The organism is Mycobacteriales bacterium (assembly GCA_035533475.1).
In the GTDB taxonomy this organism is placed as follows: domain Bacteria; phylum Actinomycetota; class Actinomycetes; order DATLTS01; family DATLTS01; genus DATLTS01.
Genome location: DATLTS010000002.1, coordinates 1 through 18,485, shown reverse-complemented (window position 1 = coordinate 18,485; position 18,485 = coordinate 1). Strand labels below are relative to the sequence as shown.

The 18,485-nt window shown below is 69.2% G+C and carries 16 protein-coding genes; all 16 read right to left on the bottom strand.

The window, feature by feature from the left end; all coding sequences use genetic code 11:
* Positions 1 to 1,305, bottom strand: a complete 1,305-nt coding sequence (locus VNG13_00105; GenBank protein HVA58929.1) for an ABC transporter substrate-binding protein — start codon at positions 1,303 to 1,305, stop codon at positions 1 to 3.
* A gap of 110 nt (positions 1,306 to 1,415) precedes the next feature.
* Positions 1,416 to 3,209, bottom strand: a complete 1,794-nt coding sequence (locus VNG13_00100) for a hypothetical protein (protein HVA58928.1) — start codon at positions 3,207 to 3,209, stop codon at positions 1,416 to 1,418.
* 338 nt (positions 3,210 to 3,547) lie between these two features.
* A complete protein-coding gene (locus VNG13_00095; GenBank protein ID HVA58927.1) occupies positions 3,548 to 4,288 on the bottom strand; it encodes a hypothetical protein in 741 nt (246 codons plus the stop codon).
* Positions 4,276 to 4,866: a CPBP family intramembrane glutamic endopeptidase gene (locus VNG13_00090; GenBank protein HVA58926.1), complete on the bottom strand. Its 591-nt coding sequence runs from the start codon at positions 4,864 to 4,866 to the stop codon at positions 4,276 to 4,278. Before VNG13_00090 ends, VNG13_00095 begins: the two co-directional genes overlap by 13 nt.
* A complete protein-coding gene (locus tag VNG13_00085; protein ID HVA58925.1) occupies positions 4,863 to 6,128 on the bottom strand; it encodes an ABC transporter substrate-binding protein in 1,266 nt (421 codons plus the stop codon). The genes VNG13_00090 and VNG13_00085 overlap by 4 nt, the downstream gene beginning before the upstream one ends.
* 11 nt (positions 6,129 to 6,139) lie before the next feature.
* A complete protein-coding gene (locus tag VNG13_00080; protein HVA58924.1) occupies positions 6,140 to 6,760 on the bottom strand; it encodes a CPBP family intramembrane glutamic endopeptidase in 621 nt (206 codons plus the stop codon).
* Positions 6,757 to 7,284, bottom strand: a complete 528-nt coding sequence (locus tag VNG13_00075) for a hypothetical protein (protein ID HVA58923.1) — start codon at positions 7,282 to 7,284, stop codon at positions 6,757 to 6,759. Before VNG13_00075 ends, VNG13_00080 begins: the two co-directional genes overlap by 4 nt.
* Before the next feature lie 551 nt (positions 7,285 to 7,835).
* Positions 7,836 to 9,242, bottom strand: a complete 1,407-nt coding sequence (locus VNG13_00070) for a hypothetical protein (GenBank protein HVA58922.1) — start codon at positions 9,240 to 9,242, stop codon at positions 7,836 to 7,838.
* Positions 9,243 to 9,276: 34 nt separating this feature from the next.
* On the bottom strand, positions 9,277 to 10,263 hold the full coding sequence (locus VNG13_00065) for a hypothetical protein (protein HVA58921.1): 987 nt from the start codon (positions 10,261 to 10,263) through the stop codon (positions 9,277 to 9,279).
* A 316-nt stretch (positions 10,264 to 10,579) separates the two neighbouring features.
* Positions 10,580 to 12,427, bottom strand: a complete 1,848-nt coding sequence (locus tag VNG13_00060; GenBank protein HVA58920.1) for a cation acetate symporter — start codon at positions 12,425 to 12,427, stop codon at positions 10,580 to 10,582.
* Complete coding sequence (locus tag VNG13_00055; GenBank protein HVA58919.1) at positions 12,424 to 12,804, bottom strand: hypothetical protein; 381 nt, start codon at positions 12,802 to 12,804, stop codon at positions 12,424 to 12,426. The genes VNG13_00060 and VNG13_00055 overlap by 4 nt, the downstream gene beginning before the upstream one ends.
* A 245-nt stretch (positions 12,805 to 13,049) precedes the next feature.
* Entirely contained in the window at positions 13,050 to 13,787 is a 738-nt protein-coding gene (locus tag VNG13_00050) for a LytTR family DNA-binding domain-containing protein (protein HVA58918.1), read from the bottom strand.
* The gene (locus tag VNG13_00045) at positions 13,784 to 14,968 is read right to left on the bottom strand and encodes a histidine kinase (protein HVA58917.1); all 1,185 of its coding nucleotides are present in this window, start codon (positions 14,966 to 14,968) and stop codon (positions 13,784 to 13,786) included. The genes VNG13_00050 and VNG13_00045 overlap by 4 nt, the downstream gene beginning before the upstream one ends.
* Positions 14,965 to 15,135, bottom strand: a complete 171-nt coding sequence (locus VNG13_00040) for a hypothetical protein (protein ID HVA58916.1) — start codon at positions 15,133 to 15,135, stop codon at positions 14,965 to 14,967. The genes VNG13_00045 and VNG13_00040 overlap by 4 nt, the downstream gene beginning before the upstream one ends.
* 292 nt (positions 15,136 to 15,427) lie before the next feature.
* Positions 15,428 to 17,458: an acetate--CoA ligase gene (gene acs / locus VNG13_00035; protein ID HVA58915.1), complete on the bottom strand. Its 2,031-nt coding sequence runs from the start codon at positions 17,456 to 17,458 to the stop codon at positions 15,428 to 15,430.
* 404 nt (positions 17,459 to 17,862) lie between these two features.
* Positions 17,863 to 18,357, bottom strand: a complete 495-nt coding sequence (locus VNG13_00030; protein ID HVA58914.1) for an acetate uptake transporter — start codon at positions 18,355 to 18,357, stop codon at positions 17,863 to 17,865.
* Positions 18,358 to 18,485: the final 128 nt, after the last annotated feature.

The following is an 18,485-nucleotide window of genomic DNA, read 5'->3' as shown; positions in this document are numbered from 1 at the left end:
TCAGCGAGGTAGCGGCACCAGTTCGATGTGCCCGAACGCGTAGACCTGCGGCCACACGGTAACGCTGTGCCGCACCCCCTGCCACTGCCAGATGACGCTGGCGGCCAGCAGGTTCTGCCCTTGTTCGGTACCGGTCGCGAACTTCAGGCCCGCCCCGTTGGGTAAGGTGCCCGCGGCTAGGTCTTGGCCCCGGGCGGCTGCCGCGATGCCCAGCGAATCGAGCTGGCGGGCGGCCGGCAACACGTCGACGAACAGCGCCCACGCCGAGCTGAACCCAGAGATCGCCTCCTCCGCGGGCTGCAGCCCGAACCGACGGGTGTAGTCGTCGGCCAGCACGGCGTAGGCCGCGCGGCCGCTGCCGTTGAGCGCTGCCGGGTTGAACCCCCGCGTCGGCCGGTCGGATGCGAACACCCCGATGGCGTCCGGGCCCAGTTCGGAGCCGAACGTCGGGCCGCATTCAGCCATGGTGGTGCCGATCAGAGCACCGGTGTGAAACCCGCGGGCCAGCATCTGCCTGCGGAACGCGACCCCATCCTGGATGTAGGAAGAGAGCATGACGACATCCGGCGCGGCCGCGCGCAGCTGGGCGAAGACGGTGTCCCAGGCGGGGTGAGCCGCGTTGTAGCGGATCCGTGCCACCACAGGCATCCCGCGCCGGGTGGCCTCCCCGACGACACCGGTGGCGACCGAGTCACCGTACGGGTCGTCCTCCTCCACAACAGCGAGGCGCAGCCGCGGCAGCGATAGGTGCAGCCGGGGCGCCAGTTGCAGGGCTGCGAATGTCGCCGAGTTCTGCCCAAGGTCCGACCCGGACGCCCCGACCCGGAACACGAGCGGTTGACCGGCCCCAGTCAGCTGATCGGCGACCGCGCCGGTCTCCCAATACACCATGCCGTCGGTAGCGACCGCGTGCGCCGCGGGAAGACTTAGCCAGCTCGCGTAGGTGCCCATCACCAGCGGCACCCCGGCCTGCCGAAATTGTGCAGCCACTCGCGATGCCGCGGCGATCGAGTTGACGTCCCGCACGACCAAGTCGATGGCGCGGCCGCCGATTCCGCCGCGTTGATTCACAGCATCTGCCGCCAGCTCGATCCCGTTCAGTTCCTCCCGCGCCGGCTCAGCGTCGACACCGGTCAGCGGGAGCATCACGCCCACCCGGAGCCCGGACGGACTCCGCGCGCTGAGGCCGCTGCCGGCGCAGCCAGAAAGCGGACCGACCGCCACGGAGATGCACGCGACCGCAGCCGCGACCTGGCGGCGGCGCCGACCGGCTGTGGGCGACGTGGCTCCGTCGGCGGCTTTCATCTTCCCTTCCCGCCCGTACCGAGCCAAACGCCGGCCCGGATGGGGGCCGGTGGCCGGCGCGGGCGCCTCTACCATCCAGCGCGCCGGCTCGACTGGCAACCCCGAGCCACCTACCGCCCCGGGCACCGTGACCGCCGACGCCGACCCCATGAGTTCGGCGGCCCCAATCGTCTGGACGAGCCACCTACCACCAGTGCCGCGCCAACGAGGACCAGCGCCGCGATCGGGAGCCCGGCGGAGCCGCCGGTGGCAGGCAGCGATTCGCCGAGCACCGCGACCCTCATCGGGCTCTTGGTCGCCCCTGTCGGCTTGCTGGCGGGCGCGGAACCGGCAAGGGCGCTGGTCGTCAGCGAAGGCAGCGGGTAAGCCCCGTTGGTGAATTTGAGCACCATGAACCCGTTGTCCTGGCACTGCGCCCACAACTCGCGGCTGCCGTCGGCCGCGGTGTAGAACCGGATCTGCGAGGTGCACCAGTCCGTGGTGTCGTTCGGTGGCTGCGTGTTGGTCGACCCGCCGTCATGCTCCGAGCCGTTCAGCGTGCCATGTTTGGCGACCTGCGCCGGCGGGTTGAAATACGCGATCTCCCGCGGCTGATACGGGTCCCGTATGTCAAACACCCGGATCCCCGACTGGAACATGCCGCAGGCCATCGCGGTCGGGTTGACCTGCCGATCCACCGAACAGTAATGCGCCTCATATCCGAACGAACCGTTGCCGGCGATGTCGGCGGCGTTTTGCATGGCGTATTTCGGGGTTTGGATGGCCAGCCGGACATTGGAGATGACGTACGGGGCGGCCGGGTTCGCGATGTCGATGATCCGGGCCCCGCCGGCCGGATCCCCGGACAACGAGCCGAGCGCGGAGGTTGTGCTGGCCGCACCGCCCTCATCGAACGCGATCAGATACGGATGCCCGTCGTAGCTGATCGGGATCGAAGCCTGCTCGACGGCGCCGTCGGTCCAGTACACTGAGCCGACATGGGTGGCCACCGGCGCGGCTGCCCGGTGCTGGATCGCGCTCACATTCCAGATCTCGATCCCGTTCTGACCCACCCCCGGCTGCAGCCCGCCGATCGCGGCGGCGTACATGGTGTCGCCATCGGCGCTGAGTGATAATCCGTGCATGTTGTCGCCGGGTTGGGTCTCCGCATTGAACACCGTGAGTAGCCGCGGTGTGCTCGGATTGCTCACGTCGATGGCCGCAACCGAGAGCGTGTTCGTCGCTGCGTAGTAGGTCATTCCGTCAGGGGCCCAGTTCCCCTCGTGCCCGTACGGCACGTCGCTCGGCACGCTGGCCAGCAGCTTCGGGTGGGCGCAATCGGTCTTCACGTCATAGACGTCGAAATACAGTGGCCCTTCCCCGTCGGCGCCGAAGCCACCGACTCCGGCGAGGAGCCCCCGAGCCTGATTCACCTTCAACGACTCCCACGGCCCATCCAACGCCGGCGTATTCAGATTCGCCGTCAACACAGGGCGCGCCGGGTTGGCCACGTCGATCACCTGGGTGCCTGGGCTGATCTGGCCGTTGCCGTTGCCGTTGGGGAAGTCGGCCGGATCCGCTGCGGTCTTGGTGTCGTAGTAGTCGCAGTTGCCGTACCAGGCGTTCTGCCAGCCGGCGCCCTGTCCTTGGTGCTGGCCGACCAGGACCAGATTGCACCGGTATCCGAGCTGGGAGCGGCCGTCCTGGCGGTCTTTGAGCGGCACCTCGCCCTGCACCCCGTGTTCCGGGCTCGATCCGGGCCCGCAATGCGCCGGCGGCACACTGACGTTCGGGCCGACCAGCAGACCCGCCGCCCCCGCCGACCCGGCGCCGAGAACGGTCGGCAGCAGCAGCATCAGCGCCACCGCGAGCGTCCCGGCCAGCGCGCCGCGCCGCCCGACCCACCGACCGCGCGTACCGGACATAGCGGACCTTTCTCTCGGGGGCGTTCGAGGCTAGCCGCGGACGGGGGGCCCGTCCCCCCAGGTAGCCGCGTCGTACCGCGGCGATGAGCCGAACGGTCGAAACCCGTCGCCGAACGGCAAGAATTCCGGCCACGGAACCGACCGAGTCGACGATGGTCCGAGATGGCGCCTCCCCACACGGGCCATTGCGCCTCGGGCCAGGGCGCTGTGATGGGAGGCAGCCGTCGTCGACAGCGGCCCGGCCGCGATCGCGAATGCGAAACCGGGTCATGTCGGCGAAGCCAGCCCGTTGTCTACGCCCGAACCTTCGGGACCATCGAGCCAGGGCCGGCCGTAGTTCATCCGCCCTCGGGTCGGCGCCCGATCCTCAGCAGCACGAGGAGCGCGGCGAGCAGCCCGGCGAACAAGCCGACGACCTCGACATCGACAGCCGGCGAGGGTCCGGGCGGATTGGAATGGGCGCTGACATTGAGCGGCAGGACGAGTGCGATGTCACCGGTGGCGGCGATCGTGGCAGCGTAGTCGTCGGGGGTACCGGTCTGCACGGTGGGTCGTAGCGACCAGGCGTGGCCGTCGAAGAGGGCCAGCGTCGGTTGCCCCGAAGCACCCGTGCCGCGTAGGGCCACGATCAGGCTGACCGCAGGCGCAACTCCTACGGGAATCCCGGCGGCAAGCGCCTGGAACCGGTAGGTGTTGCCGTCGACGCGGTCACCTGCAGGTGCCGGGGCGGGAGCCAGCACCGGAGTGAGGGTGACTGTGACGGTGTTCACGTGAACGGGTGCCCGCAGGGCGCCGGCGGGGCCGGTGAGCTGCGCCTGTGGCGGGGTTTCGCTGGTCGACACCGTGAACGAAGGCACGCCTCCGTGGCGCACCGTGAGAATCAGGCGCGCCGAGCTCGGCGGTGGCGTCGTTCGGTAGCCGGCCGGCGGGTTGAGGTAGCGGTAGGGCTCATCGCCAAGGATCAGCCCGTCATACAGCGGCGGCGAAGACGGCGGGGACAACAACCAAGCAACACCCAGCAGGGTCACCCCGCACAGCAATGCAGCCGTGGATCGGATCTGCCCGTTCAGCGGAGCCACCAGGCTGCCCAATCCGCGACCGTGTGCGCCGCCGCCGGCGCCGCGACCCCGCCGGTGGCCAGCCGCAGAGCCCCCAGCCACACGCCGACTGCAAGGTCCAGGATCACCGCGTGGCCACCGTAGAGCGGGACGTGCAGGGCGGCGAACAGGATCGCCCCGATGCCGATCGCCAGCAGGTTCCCCGCCCCGGCTGCGAGACGGTCGTACAGGGCGCCGCGGAGCAGCACCTCCTCGGCCACCGCGACGGCGGCGACAACAAGTGCCCAGGTCGGGTAATCCCGCCAGGGGCCGGCGCCGATCCCGTGGCCCGCCAGCCGGGTGATCGTCGGGGGGATGCACAGGACCGCCCCGCCGAGTGTCCCGACCGCGAGCTGGCGCAGCCGGATGTCGCCGGGTCGCCAACCGTCGGCGATCGCCAGGGCGATGAACGCCGCGGCGAAGACCAGCGCCGCCGCCGGCGAAACACCGGCGGCGGCGCCGCCGATGACCAGCCGCAGGCCCAGCGCCGCCGCCGCCCCGCCGACGAGGACCGCCGACTGAACGGTGGCCGATTTGCTGGCCCACGTTGAAACCGTCACGTGCCCGCGACGAGCTCGATGTGGCCGGTGGCGTAAGCCGCCGGCCATACGACGACGCTGTGCCGCGGCGCCTGCCACTGCCAGATCACCGCGGCTGCGCGGAGGTTCTGCCCAAGCTGGCTACCGGTCGCGAACAGGACGCCGGCCCCGTTCGGCAGGGACCCGAACGGCAAGTTAATGGTTCGGGCAACCGCGGCGATACCGGAGGGGGACAGGTCGCCGGCGCGGGCCGCTTCTGGGAGCACCTGGTGCAGCAGCACCCAAGCGGCGGTGAAGCCGGAGAGCGCCTCCTCGGTGGGGGGCCGGCCATGCTCGGCGCGCCAGGCGGCGGCGAACTGGTCGTAGATGCCCTGCCCTGCCGGGGGGAGCTTCGCCGGGTCGAAGCCGTCGCCGGGGCGGTCGGAGGCGAATACCCCAACTGCTTGCGCGCCGAGTGCGTCGCCGAAGTCCGGCAGGCATTGGGCCATTGTCGAGCCCACGAAGGCGTCGACTCGCAGGCCGGCGGCCAGGAAGGCGCGCCGAAAAGCGATCCCGTCGGGGATGTGCGAAGCCAACAGGAGGATGTCGGGACGGGCGGCGCGCAGCTCGGCGATCACCGGCGCCCAGCTGGGGGTGTACGGGTCGTAGAGGCTTCGGGACACGACCGGGGTGCCGCCGGCCCGCAACACGGCCACGGCGGCATCGGCCACGGAGGCGGCGTAGGCGTCGTCGGCTTCCACGACGGCGACCCGCAGCCCCGCGGGCTGCCGGTGGAGGCGGGGAGCGATCTGCCCGATCACGAAGCGGGCGGCGTTGGCGCCCAACTGCCCCCCGGTGGCGCCCACCCGGAACACGGTCGGCAGCCCCCGCCCGGTCAGTTGATCGGCCTCGGCGCCAGCCTCCCAGTAGACCATCCCGTCGCGCGCCGCCGTGGCGCTGGCCGGGATGGACAGGTCGGAGGAGAAGCCGCCGAGGATCAGCGGCACCCCGGCGGCGTGCAGCGAGTCGACCGCCGCAGCCGCGTCGGCGGCGATCGGCACATCGCGGACGTCGATGCTGACTAGACGTCCGTCGATGCCGCCCCCGCGGTTCGTCAGCTCGGCGGCGAGCCGGACCCCGGCGTACTCCTCCGCTCCCAGTGGACCCGCGGTCCCGGTGAGCGGGAACACGGCGCCGAGGAGCAGCGTCGGCGGCTGGCTGTGCGGGGCGCACGCCGCCGCAGATGCGAGGCACAGGGCACTGAGCACGGTGGCCGCAGCGCTTCGAAGCCGGGGGCGGGTCATGGGGGAGCCTCCTACAGCCAGAGCAGGGACAGGTCAGCCACGGTGTGTACGGCCCACGGGCCGGCGAGGGAGCCGGACCACCAGCGCAGCCAGCCGAGCAGCAATCCGGCGGCGACCGCGACGGGCAGCGAGGCGAGCCCGTAGACCGGGATGTGGGCAGCAGCGAAGGCCACGGAACTCACCGCGACTGCGGCCACCGGCCCCAACCGGCGGTCGATGAGGGCGTAGAGCAGACCACGGAACATCAGCTCCTCGGCGGGGGCGGTGCACAGCCCGAACAGCACCAGACCGTCGACCAGCTGGCCGAAATCGGGCAGCCGGGTGAGCGGCGCGGTCGCGAATGCCATGCCGATCATGACGGCCGCTGCCAGCGCGCCGCCGAGGGCCAGGCGGCGCCATCGCGGTCGGATCAGGCCCAGCTCGCCTCTGGTGGTCCCGGTAATGTGGGCGGCCGCCAGCGCGGCCACCCCGAATCCGAGGAAGGCCACGACGGAGGCCAGGTAGGGCCCCCGGTCGAGGCGAAGTTGCAGCCTGATCAGGTTGAATCCGACCCCGGCAATGCTCACCGCGGTGGTGACGACGATGCTCCCTCGGCGCGACCGCGCTCCCAACGCGGTGGCCGCGGTACTCACCGGGAGTCTCCGGGAGGCGTCGGACGGAGCCGGCGCCGGTGGCCCAGATGCGCTGCGCCCGCGGCCGCGATTAGGGCGCCGGCCAGCAGCGCTGGCACGCCAGCGCCCTGTGCGCCGGCTGGTGGCCCGGCCGGGCTGGAGCCGAACGCGGCTAGAATCCCCAGCTGGGTTACCGGGGCGCTGATCCGTTGGAACAGCGAGTCGACCGTGCTTGGGTGCTCGGCCCAGCCTCGACCGTCCCAGGAGCCGATGAACCGGGGAGACGGTCCGCTGTAGCGGAACACGACCTGGACCGGCGAGCTGAACGAGGCCAGCAGCTGCCCGCTGCTGGTGATGGCGCTGACCTGCCAGATGTGGCTCGCGGCGTGAAGCCCGGGTGGTGGTGGCGGGCCGGGATTCAGCGGGAGAAAAGCGAACTGGGTCGGACCGCTGACAGCGCCCACCGGAACGACCACCGAGACTTCCCCATCGGGTGAGGACGCGCTGCCCCCCTGCGCGCCGATCAGGGCACCCGCCACCGGCATCGGGCCCACCGCGGGCGAGGTCGAGGACCCGGCCGAGGATCGCTGCGGTCGGGGTGAGGTCGAAGCGCCCGGGGATTGGCTCGCCCCGGGGCCCGGTGAGGACGGTGATCCCGGCGTCGGCGCCAGCGACGGAGGGCCGGAGCCCGATCCGGACGGCGGGGACGACGACCCGGAGCTCGGCCGTGGACTCGGCGGCGTGCTCGACGGGGGGGCGGTCGAGGTCGGCGAAGCGTACGGCGAGTACGTCGGGCAGGTGGGTGGGCAGACCGGGCAGGTCGTGGGTGGGCATGGCCCTTCATAGAGGGGGCGAACTCCGTGACCGCCGCCGAGGTGGGCCGAGCCCCACGCGATGACCGCATAAGCCGCGCAGAGCACCAGCCCGAGGGACAGCGGACCACCGCGACGACTCATCGACTGCCCCGAGGCACGCTCACCGAGCCGAGGGAGAATGTCGGTGCGCAAGGGCCGGCAGCTGAGTTGGCCTGATCCGAGCTCTGCGCTGCCCGAGCCATCCGCGCACTCCTCCGGGGGAGATCCGGGGGCACCGGTCATCACCCGCCGCCCTGCGCGATCGGCTGCGCGAGCAGCCACAGGCTCGACATCGTGTAGCCGACCATGGCGGCGATCCACGGCCATTCCGCCCGCCGCGCACGCTCGGGCCGGGCCGTGCGCGCGAGGTAACGGTGGGCCAGCACCACAGCTGCGACGTGTACCAAGATGATCAGGGCAACCGCGATGTACCACGCCACCGACGACGGCACCAGATTGATGTTGACTTCGTAATTGTCGTTGAACGGGTACGGAATCCGTGGCCAGGACCGCAGACCGGCCGGGTTGCCGAGTAGCGGCAGCAGCAGCTGCCCGTTGATGAACAGGTACTCCAGGTTGTGCGCCACCAAGTAGCCGAGGGAGATCGGCAACACCGACGGCAGCAGGCCGGCGATGGCATGGACCGGCCCGCCGCCGAGCCGGCCGGCCCGTTTGACCGCCCAGGCGAAGCCACCGAAAAGCAGCCAGGCGAACCCGAGCAGCGCGAGGAAGACGACCACCTCGCCGAGTTCGTAGACCATGGTGCCGGGCACGAACCCGCGGGAGACGTGTAGCGAAAGGTAGAGCCGGGCGTTCTTCCAGCTCGGTGTCGCGAGCAACCCGTCAAAGGACACCGACACCAGCAGCAGCAGCACGAAACTGACCCGGCTCACCGTGGGTTCGAAGACAGTTCCGTCCAGACCGCCGAGGGGTCCGCGCCGGCCGGCGGCGCCGAACCGGAACCAGCCGAGTCGTCCCCAGGTAGCGAATAGCACCGAGAACAGTTCTCCCCGTTCAAGCCAGCGCTCGGCGCCAAACACCACGGCACCAACGGCGGTAAGCAGCCCGTAGCAGATCAGGCCGAGGGCCGTGACCTGCGGCAGCGTCGCTGTGGCGTTGAAGATCAGTTCACCGGAGGCGAACGCGAAGAACAGCACCGTAGCGGGCCACCAGCCGAGCCAACGTGGCCAGGCCAGCGCCGGCCCACCGAGAACGACCCGCCGCACACTCGCACGGTCGACGGCACCGGCCAGCGCGGCGAACGGATTGACCGGCCGGGTCCAGTCGCCGAGCAACCCGCAGCTGATCGGCACGGCGATCCAGACAATCAGCCAAAAGACGGTGGGCAGGATGTTCTCCGCGACCAACTGGGAACCGGCTAGACCAGCCGCCAGGCACAGCAACACGACCCCCCCGACGCTGACGGCCGCCCTCGCCCCGTGGCGCGGCCCCCGGGTGCGGTCCTCGGCGACGATCAGCGGCCCGGTGGCGACCGGGGTGGGCAGCACAATGAGGAAGGAGACGAAGACGATGACCGCGCCGCCGGCCACGAACAGGTATAGGGGGATTGGCAGGTCGTAGCGCTTCCCGAAGGCGTGCGCCAAGAACAGGCCGTGCCGGCCGGCGGCGAAACGCGTGAGCGGCGTCATCGCGCCCTAGGTGGTCGATCCCTTGGGCAGCCCATCAGCCGATCACGGCCAGCGAGGTCGGGAAATTCCCAGTCGACACGGTGGTGATCTTGAGCGAGGGCAGGCCGATCTGCGAGACGGTGCCCGGCCCGTTGCTGGTGACCAGCAGCCGGTCACCGAGGAGCTCGATGGCATCCGGCCCGGCGGGGACGGTGACGGTGAAACTGGCTCCGGTGTGCAGGTCGATGATGGCTACCGCAGTTCCGATGTTGCCGGTCGGGAAGCCCACAAAGTAGAGCAAGCCTTTCTCGCAGACGTACAGCTGGCTGCCGTCGGGGGAGATGGCCATCTGGGACAAGCCCTGGATGAGCGGGTATGTGGCGATCAATCGATCAGCGGGAACGTCGAATTCGCTGACCTGGCCGGCGTACATCCGCGTCACGAACAGGTGGTTACCGGCGAGCAACACGAAGTAGGGGACGCCCGGGGTGGGGAGGGTGCGTACCACCCGGCGAGCGGCAACGTCGATGACTGCGACATCGCCGGAGTACAGCACCGCCACGTAGGCGAGGCGGCCGTCGGGGGTGATCTGGATCGAGTGGGGGGCGTGACCGACGGCGACGCTAGTAATGACCCGGCGCGTGGCCGTGTCGACATAGACGACCCAGCCCGGCCGGTTGGCGTAGTAGCCGCTGGTCACGAGCAGGATGCGATCCCCCGGGACCAGTGCCAGCCCATCTGGCTGGAATATTCGAATGGTCGTGACCACCTGGCCGGTGGCCGGGTTCAGGGCGCGGAGGATGCCGGTCTTGGGGGCGCTGACCCAGAGCAGGTTGTGAGTTCGGTCGTAGGCGAGGATGTGTGGGTCCCCGCCGATCGTCCAGGTCGCCGTCCGGCGCAGCGTCGTCGCGTCCAATCGGTCGATCTCACCGGCCCGTTGCGCGGCGACGAAAATGCTGCCGCCGGCGCTGGTGCCCGGTCCGCCCGGCTGGCTGGGCGCCGCGCCACAAGAAGCGACCCCGACGAGGGCAATCGTGCCCACCAGGGCACCCACCCGGCGCCGGCGCTGGTGCCGATCAACGTTCCCTCCCCCACGCGAACTCACGAGGACTCGGCTCGCCAGATGTCGTCGAGCCGTCATCATGACGCCTCCTGGTCTGGCGCCCATCCGGCGCCCGGATTCAGCGGAGCGACAGCGACCCGGCCAGCAATCTTCCGGGTACGGCGGGAAGCCGGACCGCTCGCAGGGCAGGTCACGGCCATGAGTAGAGAGGAAACCGGCGTCAGGTTCAAGGGAGGGCGCCCGGCGGGCGCGGATTCGGACCCGGCGTTTGCGCCGAGCGGCCGGTTTGCCGCGCTCAGCGGTTCGTCGGGGGCGGTCGCGGGTGGCGCTCCGGCCGCCGCCGGAAGCGGAACGTGAACGACCCGACCCGACCCGGCCATTGCTGGGGAGCCAACGCAGCCGGAGCCGCTGCCGGATACACACCGGGCTGATAGGGCAGGCGCACCGCCTCGGGCAGGTGCAGCGCGAGCAGCTTCCCTATGACGTCGGCCGGTAAGCGACGACGGCTCCCCAGCGAGACGGCCACCATCGCGGTGAAGGCGAGCGGGACAGCCCAGATGGCCGGCTCGCCGAGAAGCACCGCCGGCCACCCGCTGTGGCCAACGCCCAGCATGGTTGCGACGATCGCCGCCGAGGACAGGCCACCACCGAGGCCCAGCCCAACCAGCGCCCCGAGCCAGGTCAACCTCGACCACCAGATGCCGAGCACGAGCAACGGACAAAACGAGGAGGCCGCGATCGCGAACGCCCACCCGACCAGAACGTTGATCGGGAATCCGGCCACCGCCAGGCCCGCGAGGGTCGTAGCCAGCCCGACCGTCACCGCGCAAATGCGAAAAGTTCGAACCCCGCCGCGGAGCAGGTCGTGCGCCAACGCCCCTGACACGCTGATCATCAAACCCGAGGAGGTAGACAGGAACGCAGCGAAGGCACCCGCCGCAACGATCGCCCCGAGCAGGCTTCCTAACCCTCCGACGGCCGCCAGCCGGGGCAACGCCAGCACCACCGAATCGGTCTGCCCCGACGTATACAGGCCCGGAGCCTCAAGTCGGCCGAGTAGCGCGAAGATGGCGGGGAACAGGTAGAAGCAGCTCAGCAGCGCCAGTACCATCAGCGTCGTGCGCCTGGCCGCGGCCCCGTCGGTGTTGGTGTAGAAGCGCACCAGGATGTGCGGCAGTCCGATCGCACCCAGAAAGGTGGCCACCAGCACGCCCAAAGTCGCGGCAAGCAGGTGCTGGCCCTGCCCGGGCAGGTGCACGAACGGGGAGGACCACTGCAGCCCACCCAGCGGAGTGAGGCCCCGAAGATGGGGGGCTGCGGCACCGGCGGGGAACTCAACACTCGCCCCCGCAGCCACAGAATGGCTCCCGGCGCCCAGGGACAGTTCGCCGTGGTGCGCGACCCCATCGACACGGCCCTCGACGCGCACCCTGATCGGGGCGGCCACGTCGATCGCCTCCGCTTGCGGGAAGTCAACTCGGGTCGCCGTGGTGAAGGTTAGTGGTGCCGGCCGACTCGCCGAGGCTAGGCTGGCATGGTGTACCCCGATCAGTAGCACCAGCGCCGGCAGCGCGATCGCGGTCAGCTTCAGCCAGTACTGGAAGGCCTGAACCAGGGTGATCCCCTTCATCCCACCACTGACGACGTTGCCGGTCACCACCACGCCCAGAACGGCGACACCGACCCAGTACGGCGAGCCGAGGGCGAGCTGCAAGGTGATCCCCGCGCCTTTGAGCTGCGGTAGCAGGTAAAACCCGCAGATGGCCACCACCAGGACAGTCGCGGCGCGGCGCAGCAGCGGCGAGTCCAGTCGACCCTCGGCGAAGTCGGGGATGGTGTAGGCGCCGAATCGGCGCAACGGCGCGGCGACCGTAGCGAGCAGAACCAGGTAGCCGGCCGCGTAACCGACCGCGTACCACAGTGCCCCGAGCCCGTCTTGCATCGCCAACCCGGCCACCCCGAGGAAGGATGCCGCCGACAGGTACTCCCCGGAGATCGCCGACGCGTTGAGCATCGGCGGCACTTCGCGAGCCGCGACGAGAAAGTCAGCTGGGGTGCGCGATACCCGCACGCCACGGGCGCCGATCACGGCTGTTGCCGCCGTCACCGCGACGACGGCCGCCACAGCGGCGGGTTCGCTCACCTGCGCTCGAGCAGATCGGTGAACCGTCGTTCCACCCGCTCCGCCCGACGCACGTACCACAGGCCCAACGCGACCAGCGGAGGGTAAATCCCGCCGCCGAGCACCATCAAGGCGAGCGGGACGCCACCGATCCGGGCAGTGGCGAGCCCGGGTATCAGCGTGGCGAGCAACGGGTAGGCGGCTAACAGCACCGCCGTTGGGCCGAGTACGGCGAGCGTCGTCGCCAGCTGCGCCCGGGTGAGCGCCCGCAGCAGAGCCCGGCCGTACTCGTCGCGGGCATACAGGTCCCCAGCCGCCGGGGTGGAGCGAGCGATACGGCGGGCCGCCCGCCGCGCATACACCACCTCGCGCCGCGGCGCATCGTCTTCCGTGCTCACTTGACCCCTTCGATCGCAGCACATGCCGGTCGGCGTCCCGCTGTCACCGCGCCAGGACGCGCGGCCACGCGACCTGGGCCTCCCTGGCACCCTCCGAGGTACCGACACCGTCCCCACCAAAGCAGAGATCGGTCAAGCCCTCGACTGGCCAGAATAGGCATGACTCGGGTCACGTGCACGACCCGATCATCCGGACCTCCCTAAGTGAGGCACCGCGGACCCTCGGCGGTCGTACCCGGCGGCGGCTATGGGCCGTCCCGACGCCGACTTGGCCGGACCAGCCGCTCACGGAGCTCTCGAAGGTGCCGCCGGCTCACCGGCAATTCGTGGCCGGCGACCACAACCGAGGCCTGTGTGCCTTCAGTGCGCAGTTCCCTGACTTCGCGGAGCGCCACGAGGTACCCCCGGTGCACCCGCGCGAAACCGTGCGCTATCCAGCGCTCCTCGAGCACCGCCATCGGCATCCGGACTAGATAGCCTCCCCCATCCCGGGTATGCAGGCGCACGTAGTCCCCAGCCGATTCCACCCAGATGACCTCGCTGCGGGCGACCATCCGGGTGTTGCCGCCGGATTCGACGGGCAGCGCGTCGAGGTCACCCGCCGGCTCGGCGGGCAGCCGCAAACGAGACACGGTTGACAGAGCTCGATCCAACCGCTCGGCAGTTGCCGGTTTGAGCAGGTAGTCGACTGCCCGGACCTCGAAAGCCTCAAGCGCGTGCTCCTCGAAGGCCGTCAGGAACAGCACCGCAGGCGGCTGGGCGAACCGGGCCAGCACCCGGGCAAGATCAAGGCCCCCCAGACCGGGCATCCGAACGTCGAGAACCACGACATCGAATTGATGATCCTTCAGTTCACGCAGCGCGTCGTTAGCGTTCGAAGCGGCGCGAACTTCGCTGACCAAGCGGCTTTCGCGCAACAGGAAGGTCAGCTCCTCCAAGGCTGGGGCCTCGTCGTCGACGGCGAGAACCATCAATCCGCTCACGAGGACCGGGCCCCGGGCCGGGACTTCGGCACTCGAAGGCTCACCTCGGTACCGGCCCCCACTCCTGTCTCGACGACGAGACCATAGGCCTCGCCGTAAACCGCACGCAGTCGCTCATCGACGTTGCGCAGCCCCACCCCGGAGGTTTCGGTATCTCGATCTTCGAGTAGTTGACGCAAGTCGGCGGGCACCATTCCGATCCCGTCGTCTTCGACGGTGACGAGCACTTCACTGTCCGCGTCCTGGATGGTGATCTGCACCCGCCCGGCCCGGTCGCTGCCCTCCAGCCCGTGCCGGATCGCGTTCTCGATCAGCGGCTGCAAGATCAGCACCGGCACCTGCACACCGAGTGCCTCCGGCGCGACCCGGAGCGTCACCGACAGCCGGTCGCCGAAGCGGGCGCGTTCCAAGTCGAGATAGGTGTCAACCAGGCGCAGCTCCTCGGCAAGGGAGGCGAACTGACCCTGACCGCGGAAGCTGTAGCGAATGAAGTCTGCGAATCCGACGAGGAGCTCACGAGCTCGGGCCGGATCGGTTCGGACGAACGATTCAATCGCAGTCAACGCGTTATAGACGAAATGCGGGGAGATCTGCGCCCGCAAGAAGCGAAGTTCGGCCTGCGCCGCCCGGCGCCGCGAGGCATCCAACTCGGCCAGCGCCACTTGCGTCGACACGAATCGAGCGACTTCGCCCACCAGCCGGAGCAGGCCCGCGGAGGCCGTCTCATCCAAGGCCGCCAGTGCCCCCACGACCGCACCGTCGACCTCGAGCGGGACCACCACCCCGGCCCGTAGCCGACACGTGGCGACCCCCTCGCAGCCGAGCTCGCCGACCGCCACCGCTCGCGCCCGGCCGCTACTCATGACCTGGGCCATCACCGGGGTCAGCAAGTCGATGTGCAGGTCGTCCACTCCGTCCGCGGCGAGCACCCCGTCGACGCCGGCCAGCGCTGCGGCCCGGGTTCCGAGAACGCGACGCAGGGCGCCGATCGCGCGGCCGGCGCTGTCGCGGGTCAAGCCCGCCCGTAACGGTGGCGCCGCCAGGTTTGCGGTGTGCAACGTGTCGTAGGCCGTCCGCTGCGTGGGAGTGCCCAGGTCCCGCCCGCCACGGACCACGAAACGCAAGACCCCGACGAGGACCACCGCGAGCGCGGCAACAGCCAGCCACAGCGTCTCCTTCACCCGGGGTCTCCCGCCAACTCAACGTGAATGCCGCGCCAGCCACGGTAGATCCGACCGGGCAGAACCGCGATTCGACCGGGCGGCAGCCGGAGCAGCTCCCGGCCGGCGCAGCCATCCCCGGTCACGCTTCGGGCCCGGCGCACGCCGCCGGACTGCCCGGGTGGCACGCCGCTTCTCGGGCGGACGGAGACCGCGAAAAGGTCGGACAGTACCCTTCCGCTAACTCCGCGTCGAGGCCCCCTGCCGAGGCAGCTGCCGTGGGACGCCATGGTGGCCGGCGGGGTCATGTCGCATCGGCGGCTGCCCTGCGTCGACACGAGGGTGGTGCGATGGGCAGGTTCGCCTTGGGTCGAGCCGGGTTGCCAGGTCCCGATGGCAGCAATGAGCCCAAGGGGGCGGGAGCGGCGGGAGCCGAGCCGGGCGACCGCCGCGCCGGCTCCACATCGCCAAGCTCGGGATTCAGGTCTGGACCATCTGGCGGATCTGTTCAACGATTTCGGGGTTCGCCAGACTCGTCACGTCGCCGACCTCGGTCCCGTTACTGATCGCGGCGAGCACCCGTCTCATGATCTTCCCGGATCGGGTTTTGGGGAGATCGGGGACGAGCCAAACTTTGCGTGGCCGGGCGATCGGGCCGATCTCTCGCGCGACGGATTCGGAGACCTGCTTCGCGAGTTCCTCCGTCGCCTCCGTCCCAGGTTGGAGCGCCACGAAGACCTCGGGCACCGTTCCTTTGATCTCGTCGCGCGCGGCCACGACCGCGGCCTCGGCCACTCCGTGCACCTTCAACGTGGCGGACTCGATCTCCTTGGTGCCGATCCGGTGGCCAGCCACGTTGATCACATCGTCGATCCTGCCGAGGATCCGGAAGTAGCCATCCTCGGCGATCATTGCCCCGTCCCCGGCGAAATATGGCCAGTCGCGCCAGTCCTTGCTACCCGGATCCTTGCAGTAGCGGGTGTAGTAGGTGGCCACGTACCGGTCGGGGTCGCCCCAAATGCTGAGCATCGAGCCGGGCCACGGGTTGCGGATGCAAATGTTGCCACCTCGTCCCGCGCCGGCTGGCAACTCGTTCCCGTCTTCGTCGTAGATCACCGGGTGGATGCCCGGCACACCGGGCCCGGCGCTACCGGGCTTCATCGGTTTGAGCGCCGGCACCGTGCTGCAGAGGAAGCCACCGTTCTCGGTTTGCCACCAGGTGTCGACGATCGCCGCCTGCTGCTTGCCCACGACGTCGTAGTACCAGCGCCAGACGTTCGGCTCAATCGGCTCCCCGACGGTCACCATCAGCTTGAAGTGGTAATGGTACTTCGTCGGTTCCTCGGCTCCGAGCTTACGCAGGCTGCGGATTGCCGTCGGTGAGGTGTGGAAAATGTTGACGTCGAGCCGTTCCGCGATCCGCCACGGCCGTCCGGCATCCGGGTAGGTGGGTACGCCCTCATAGATGATCGAGGATGCCCCCAGGGACAGCGGTCCGTAGACGATGAACGAATGTCCAGTGATCCATCCGATGTCCGCCATGCACCAGTACACGTCTGTCGGCTTGATGTCCAGGATGAACTTTGACATGGCCGTGACATAGGAGAGGTAACCCCCGGTGGAGTGCTGAGCGGCCTTCGGCCGGCCGGTTGAACCGCTCGTGTACATGAGGAACAGGGTGTCTTCCGCCAGCATCGGCTCCGGATCCACTCGTTGCCCCACGTAGGACGAAATAGCGTCGTTCACGACCACGTCCCGGCCCTCGATGAGCGGGGCAGCGCTCCGGTATTGGCCCGGGTGGCGCTGCCAGACCAGGACGGTACTGATCTCTTGTCCGGCATCGTGAGCGGCTGCGACCGCCTCGTCCCCCTTTGCCTTGTGGTCGAGCCACTTCCCGTCGCGCCAGTACCCATCCATCGTGACCAGCACCGAGCTCTTCGAGTCGGCGATTCGGTCCGCGCAGGCTTGAGCGCTGAACCCGCCGAACACCACGGAGTGGATCACCCCGAGCCGGGCGCAGGCGAGCATGGTCACGGCCAGCTCCGAAGCCATCGGCATGTGCACGGTGACCCGGTCGCCCTTGCGTAAGCCCACCGCGTCGCGAAGAAAGGCTGCCAGCTCGTTAACTCGGACGAAAAGCTCCTGGTAAGTGATCGCTACGGCAGGCTCGTCTTCGGACTCTGGGACGAAATAGAGCGCAGTCTTGTTCTTGTACTGAGCGAGATGACGATCGACGCAGTTATACGAAGCGTTGAGCTCACCACCGACGAACCAACGCCAGAACGGCGGGTTACTCGCGTCGAGGAGCGTATCCCAGGGCGTGAACCAGTCCAGCATTTCTCCGAACTCGCGGTAGTAGTCGGGGAAGTGCTCCAGCGCGAACCGCTGATAGACCTCTGGGTCGGTGAGGTTGGCTTGGGCGACGAAATCCGGCGGGGGTTGGAAATACTCCTCTTCCTGCCAGTGGACCGCGATTTCCGTAGCCGAGGTTTCGGCGTGCTCGTCAGGCATCGGCGACTCTCCCTGTGTCTCCTGTGGCGCGAATGCCATTGCCCTGGGAATGAGAACCCTGGGGCGGCAGCAGTCGACGCGTCGACGTTCTCGGGCCACTCAGCTGGCACGTGCTAGCTTGCGCACCCTCACCGGACCGTTGGCCGCCTGGCACCACCCCATGGATATCGAATCGGTAACCCCCACCCGAGCCCCGTCGCCGTCCGCCCGGCGGGCGCCTTGCTATCCTGACCACCAAGCCGTCTGCGACAGGTACGGTGTCCACCAGGCTCCGCTGACCGTAACGCCTCCACCTTTCGTTGCCACCGCCGCAGCCAGCCCGGTCATCACCTCGCACGCCGCATGGTCTCGTCCCGGGCCACATCCGACGCGCTCAGCGGCACAGGTCCGACCCACGGTCGTCGTCAGTCGACGCCTGGCAATGGGCTGCCGGGGCGCGCAACTCCCGGCCGGGCGCCGCCCATCGGTCCGCCGACGGGAACCACTGGGCGCCCCAGCATGCCATTCAGAACGCCGGCGGACGAGGCGTACCAGGCGACGGCCGCGGTGATGACGCCAACCACGCCACCGGTCTTGATCCAACCTGTGCTGCTCGAAAAGTTGCCGATGACCAACAACAGTTCGGTGAGCTCCAGGACCAGGAAGACCGCGAAGACGGCGGTGTTCACCTGTGTGCTCCACATCAGCATGTAGGTGTTGAAGATCAGGAACGCCAGCAGGATCCAACCCAGATCGTTGCCTACTTGAGCCGCGGTTGGCTTGTCCGCCGGCACGACGAGGGTGACGTAGAGTCCGAGTCCGATCCAGAATCCCCCATAAGTTGAAAACGCAGTGGCGCCGAACACGTTGCGATTGCGGAACTCCCACATCCCGGCCAATAGCTGGACGTAACTACTCAGCCGGTCTTCGTCTGGTGACCGGCGTGGCGGCTTGATCGTTTGTCAGTTGATCGCCAGAGTTGGGCTTATCGGTGCCGTTGCTGGTGCCCTCGGCCGTACTTCCCCCTTGGCGGTCACTGTTGGTCGAC

Coding starts and splice junctions, on each gene's coding strand:
- VNG13_00075 (HVA58923.1), bottom strand. CDS start 7,284: ATGCCGGTGGCGGGTGCCCTGATCGGCGCGCAGGGGGGCAGCGCGTCC.
- VNG13_00085 (HVA58925.1), bottom strand. CDS start 6,128: ATGACCCGCCCCCGGCTTCGAAGCGCTGCGGCCACCGTGCTCAGTGCC.
- acs (HVA58915.1), bottom strand. CDS start 17,458: ATGCCTGACGAGCACGCCGAAACCTCGGCTACGGAAATCGCGGTCCAC.
- VNG13_00070 (HVA58922.1), bottom strand. CDS start 9,242: ATGACGCCGCTCACGCGTTTCGCCGCCGGCCGGCACGGCCTGTTCTTG.
- VNG13_00105 (HVA58929.1), bottom strand. CDS start 1,305: ATGAAAGCCGCCGACGGAGCCACGTCGCCCACAGCCGGTCGGCGCCGC.
- VNG13_00100 (HVA58928.1), bottom strand. CDS start 3,209: ATGTCCGGTACGCGCGGTCGGTGGGTCGGGCGGCGCGGCGCGCTGGCC.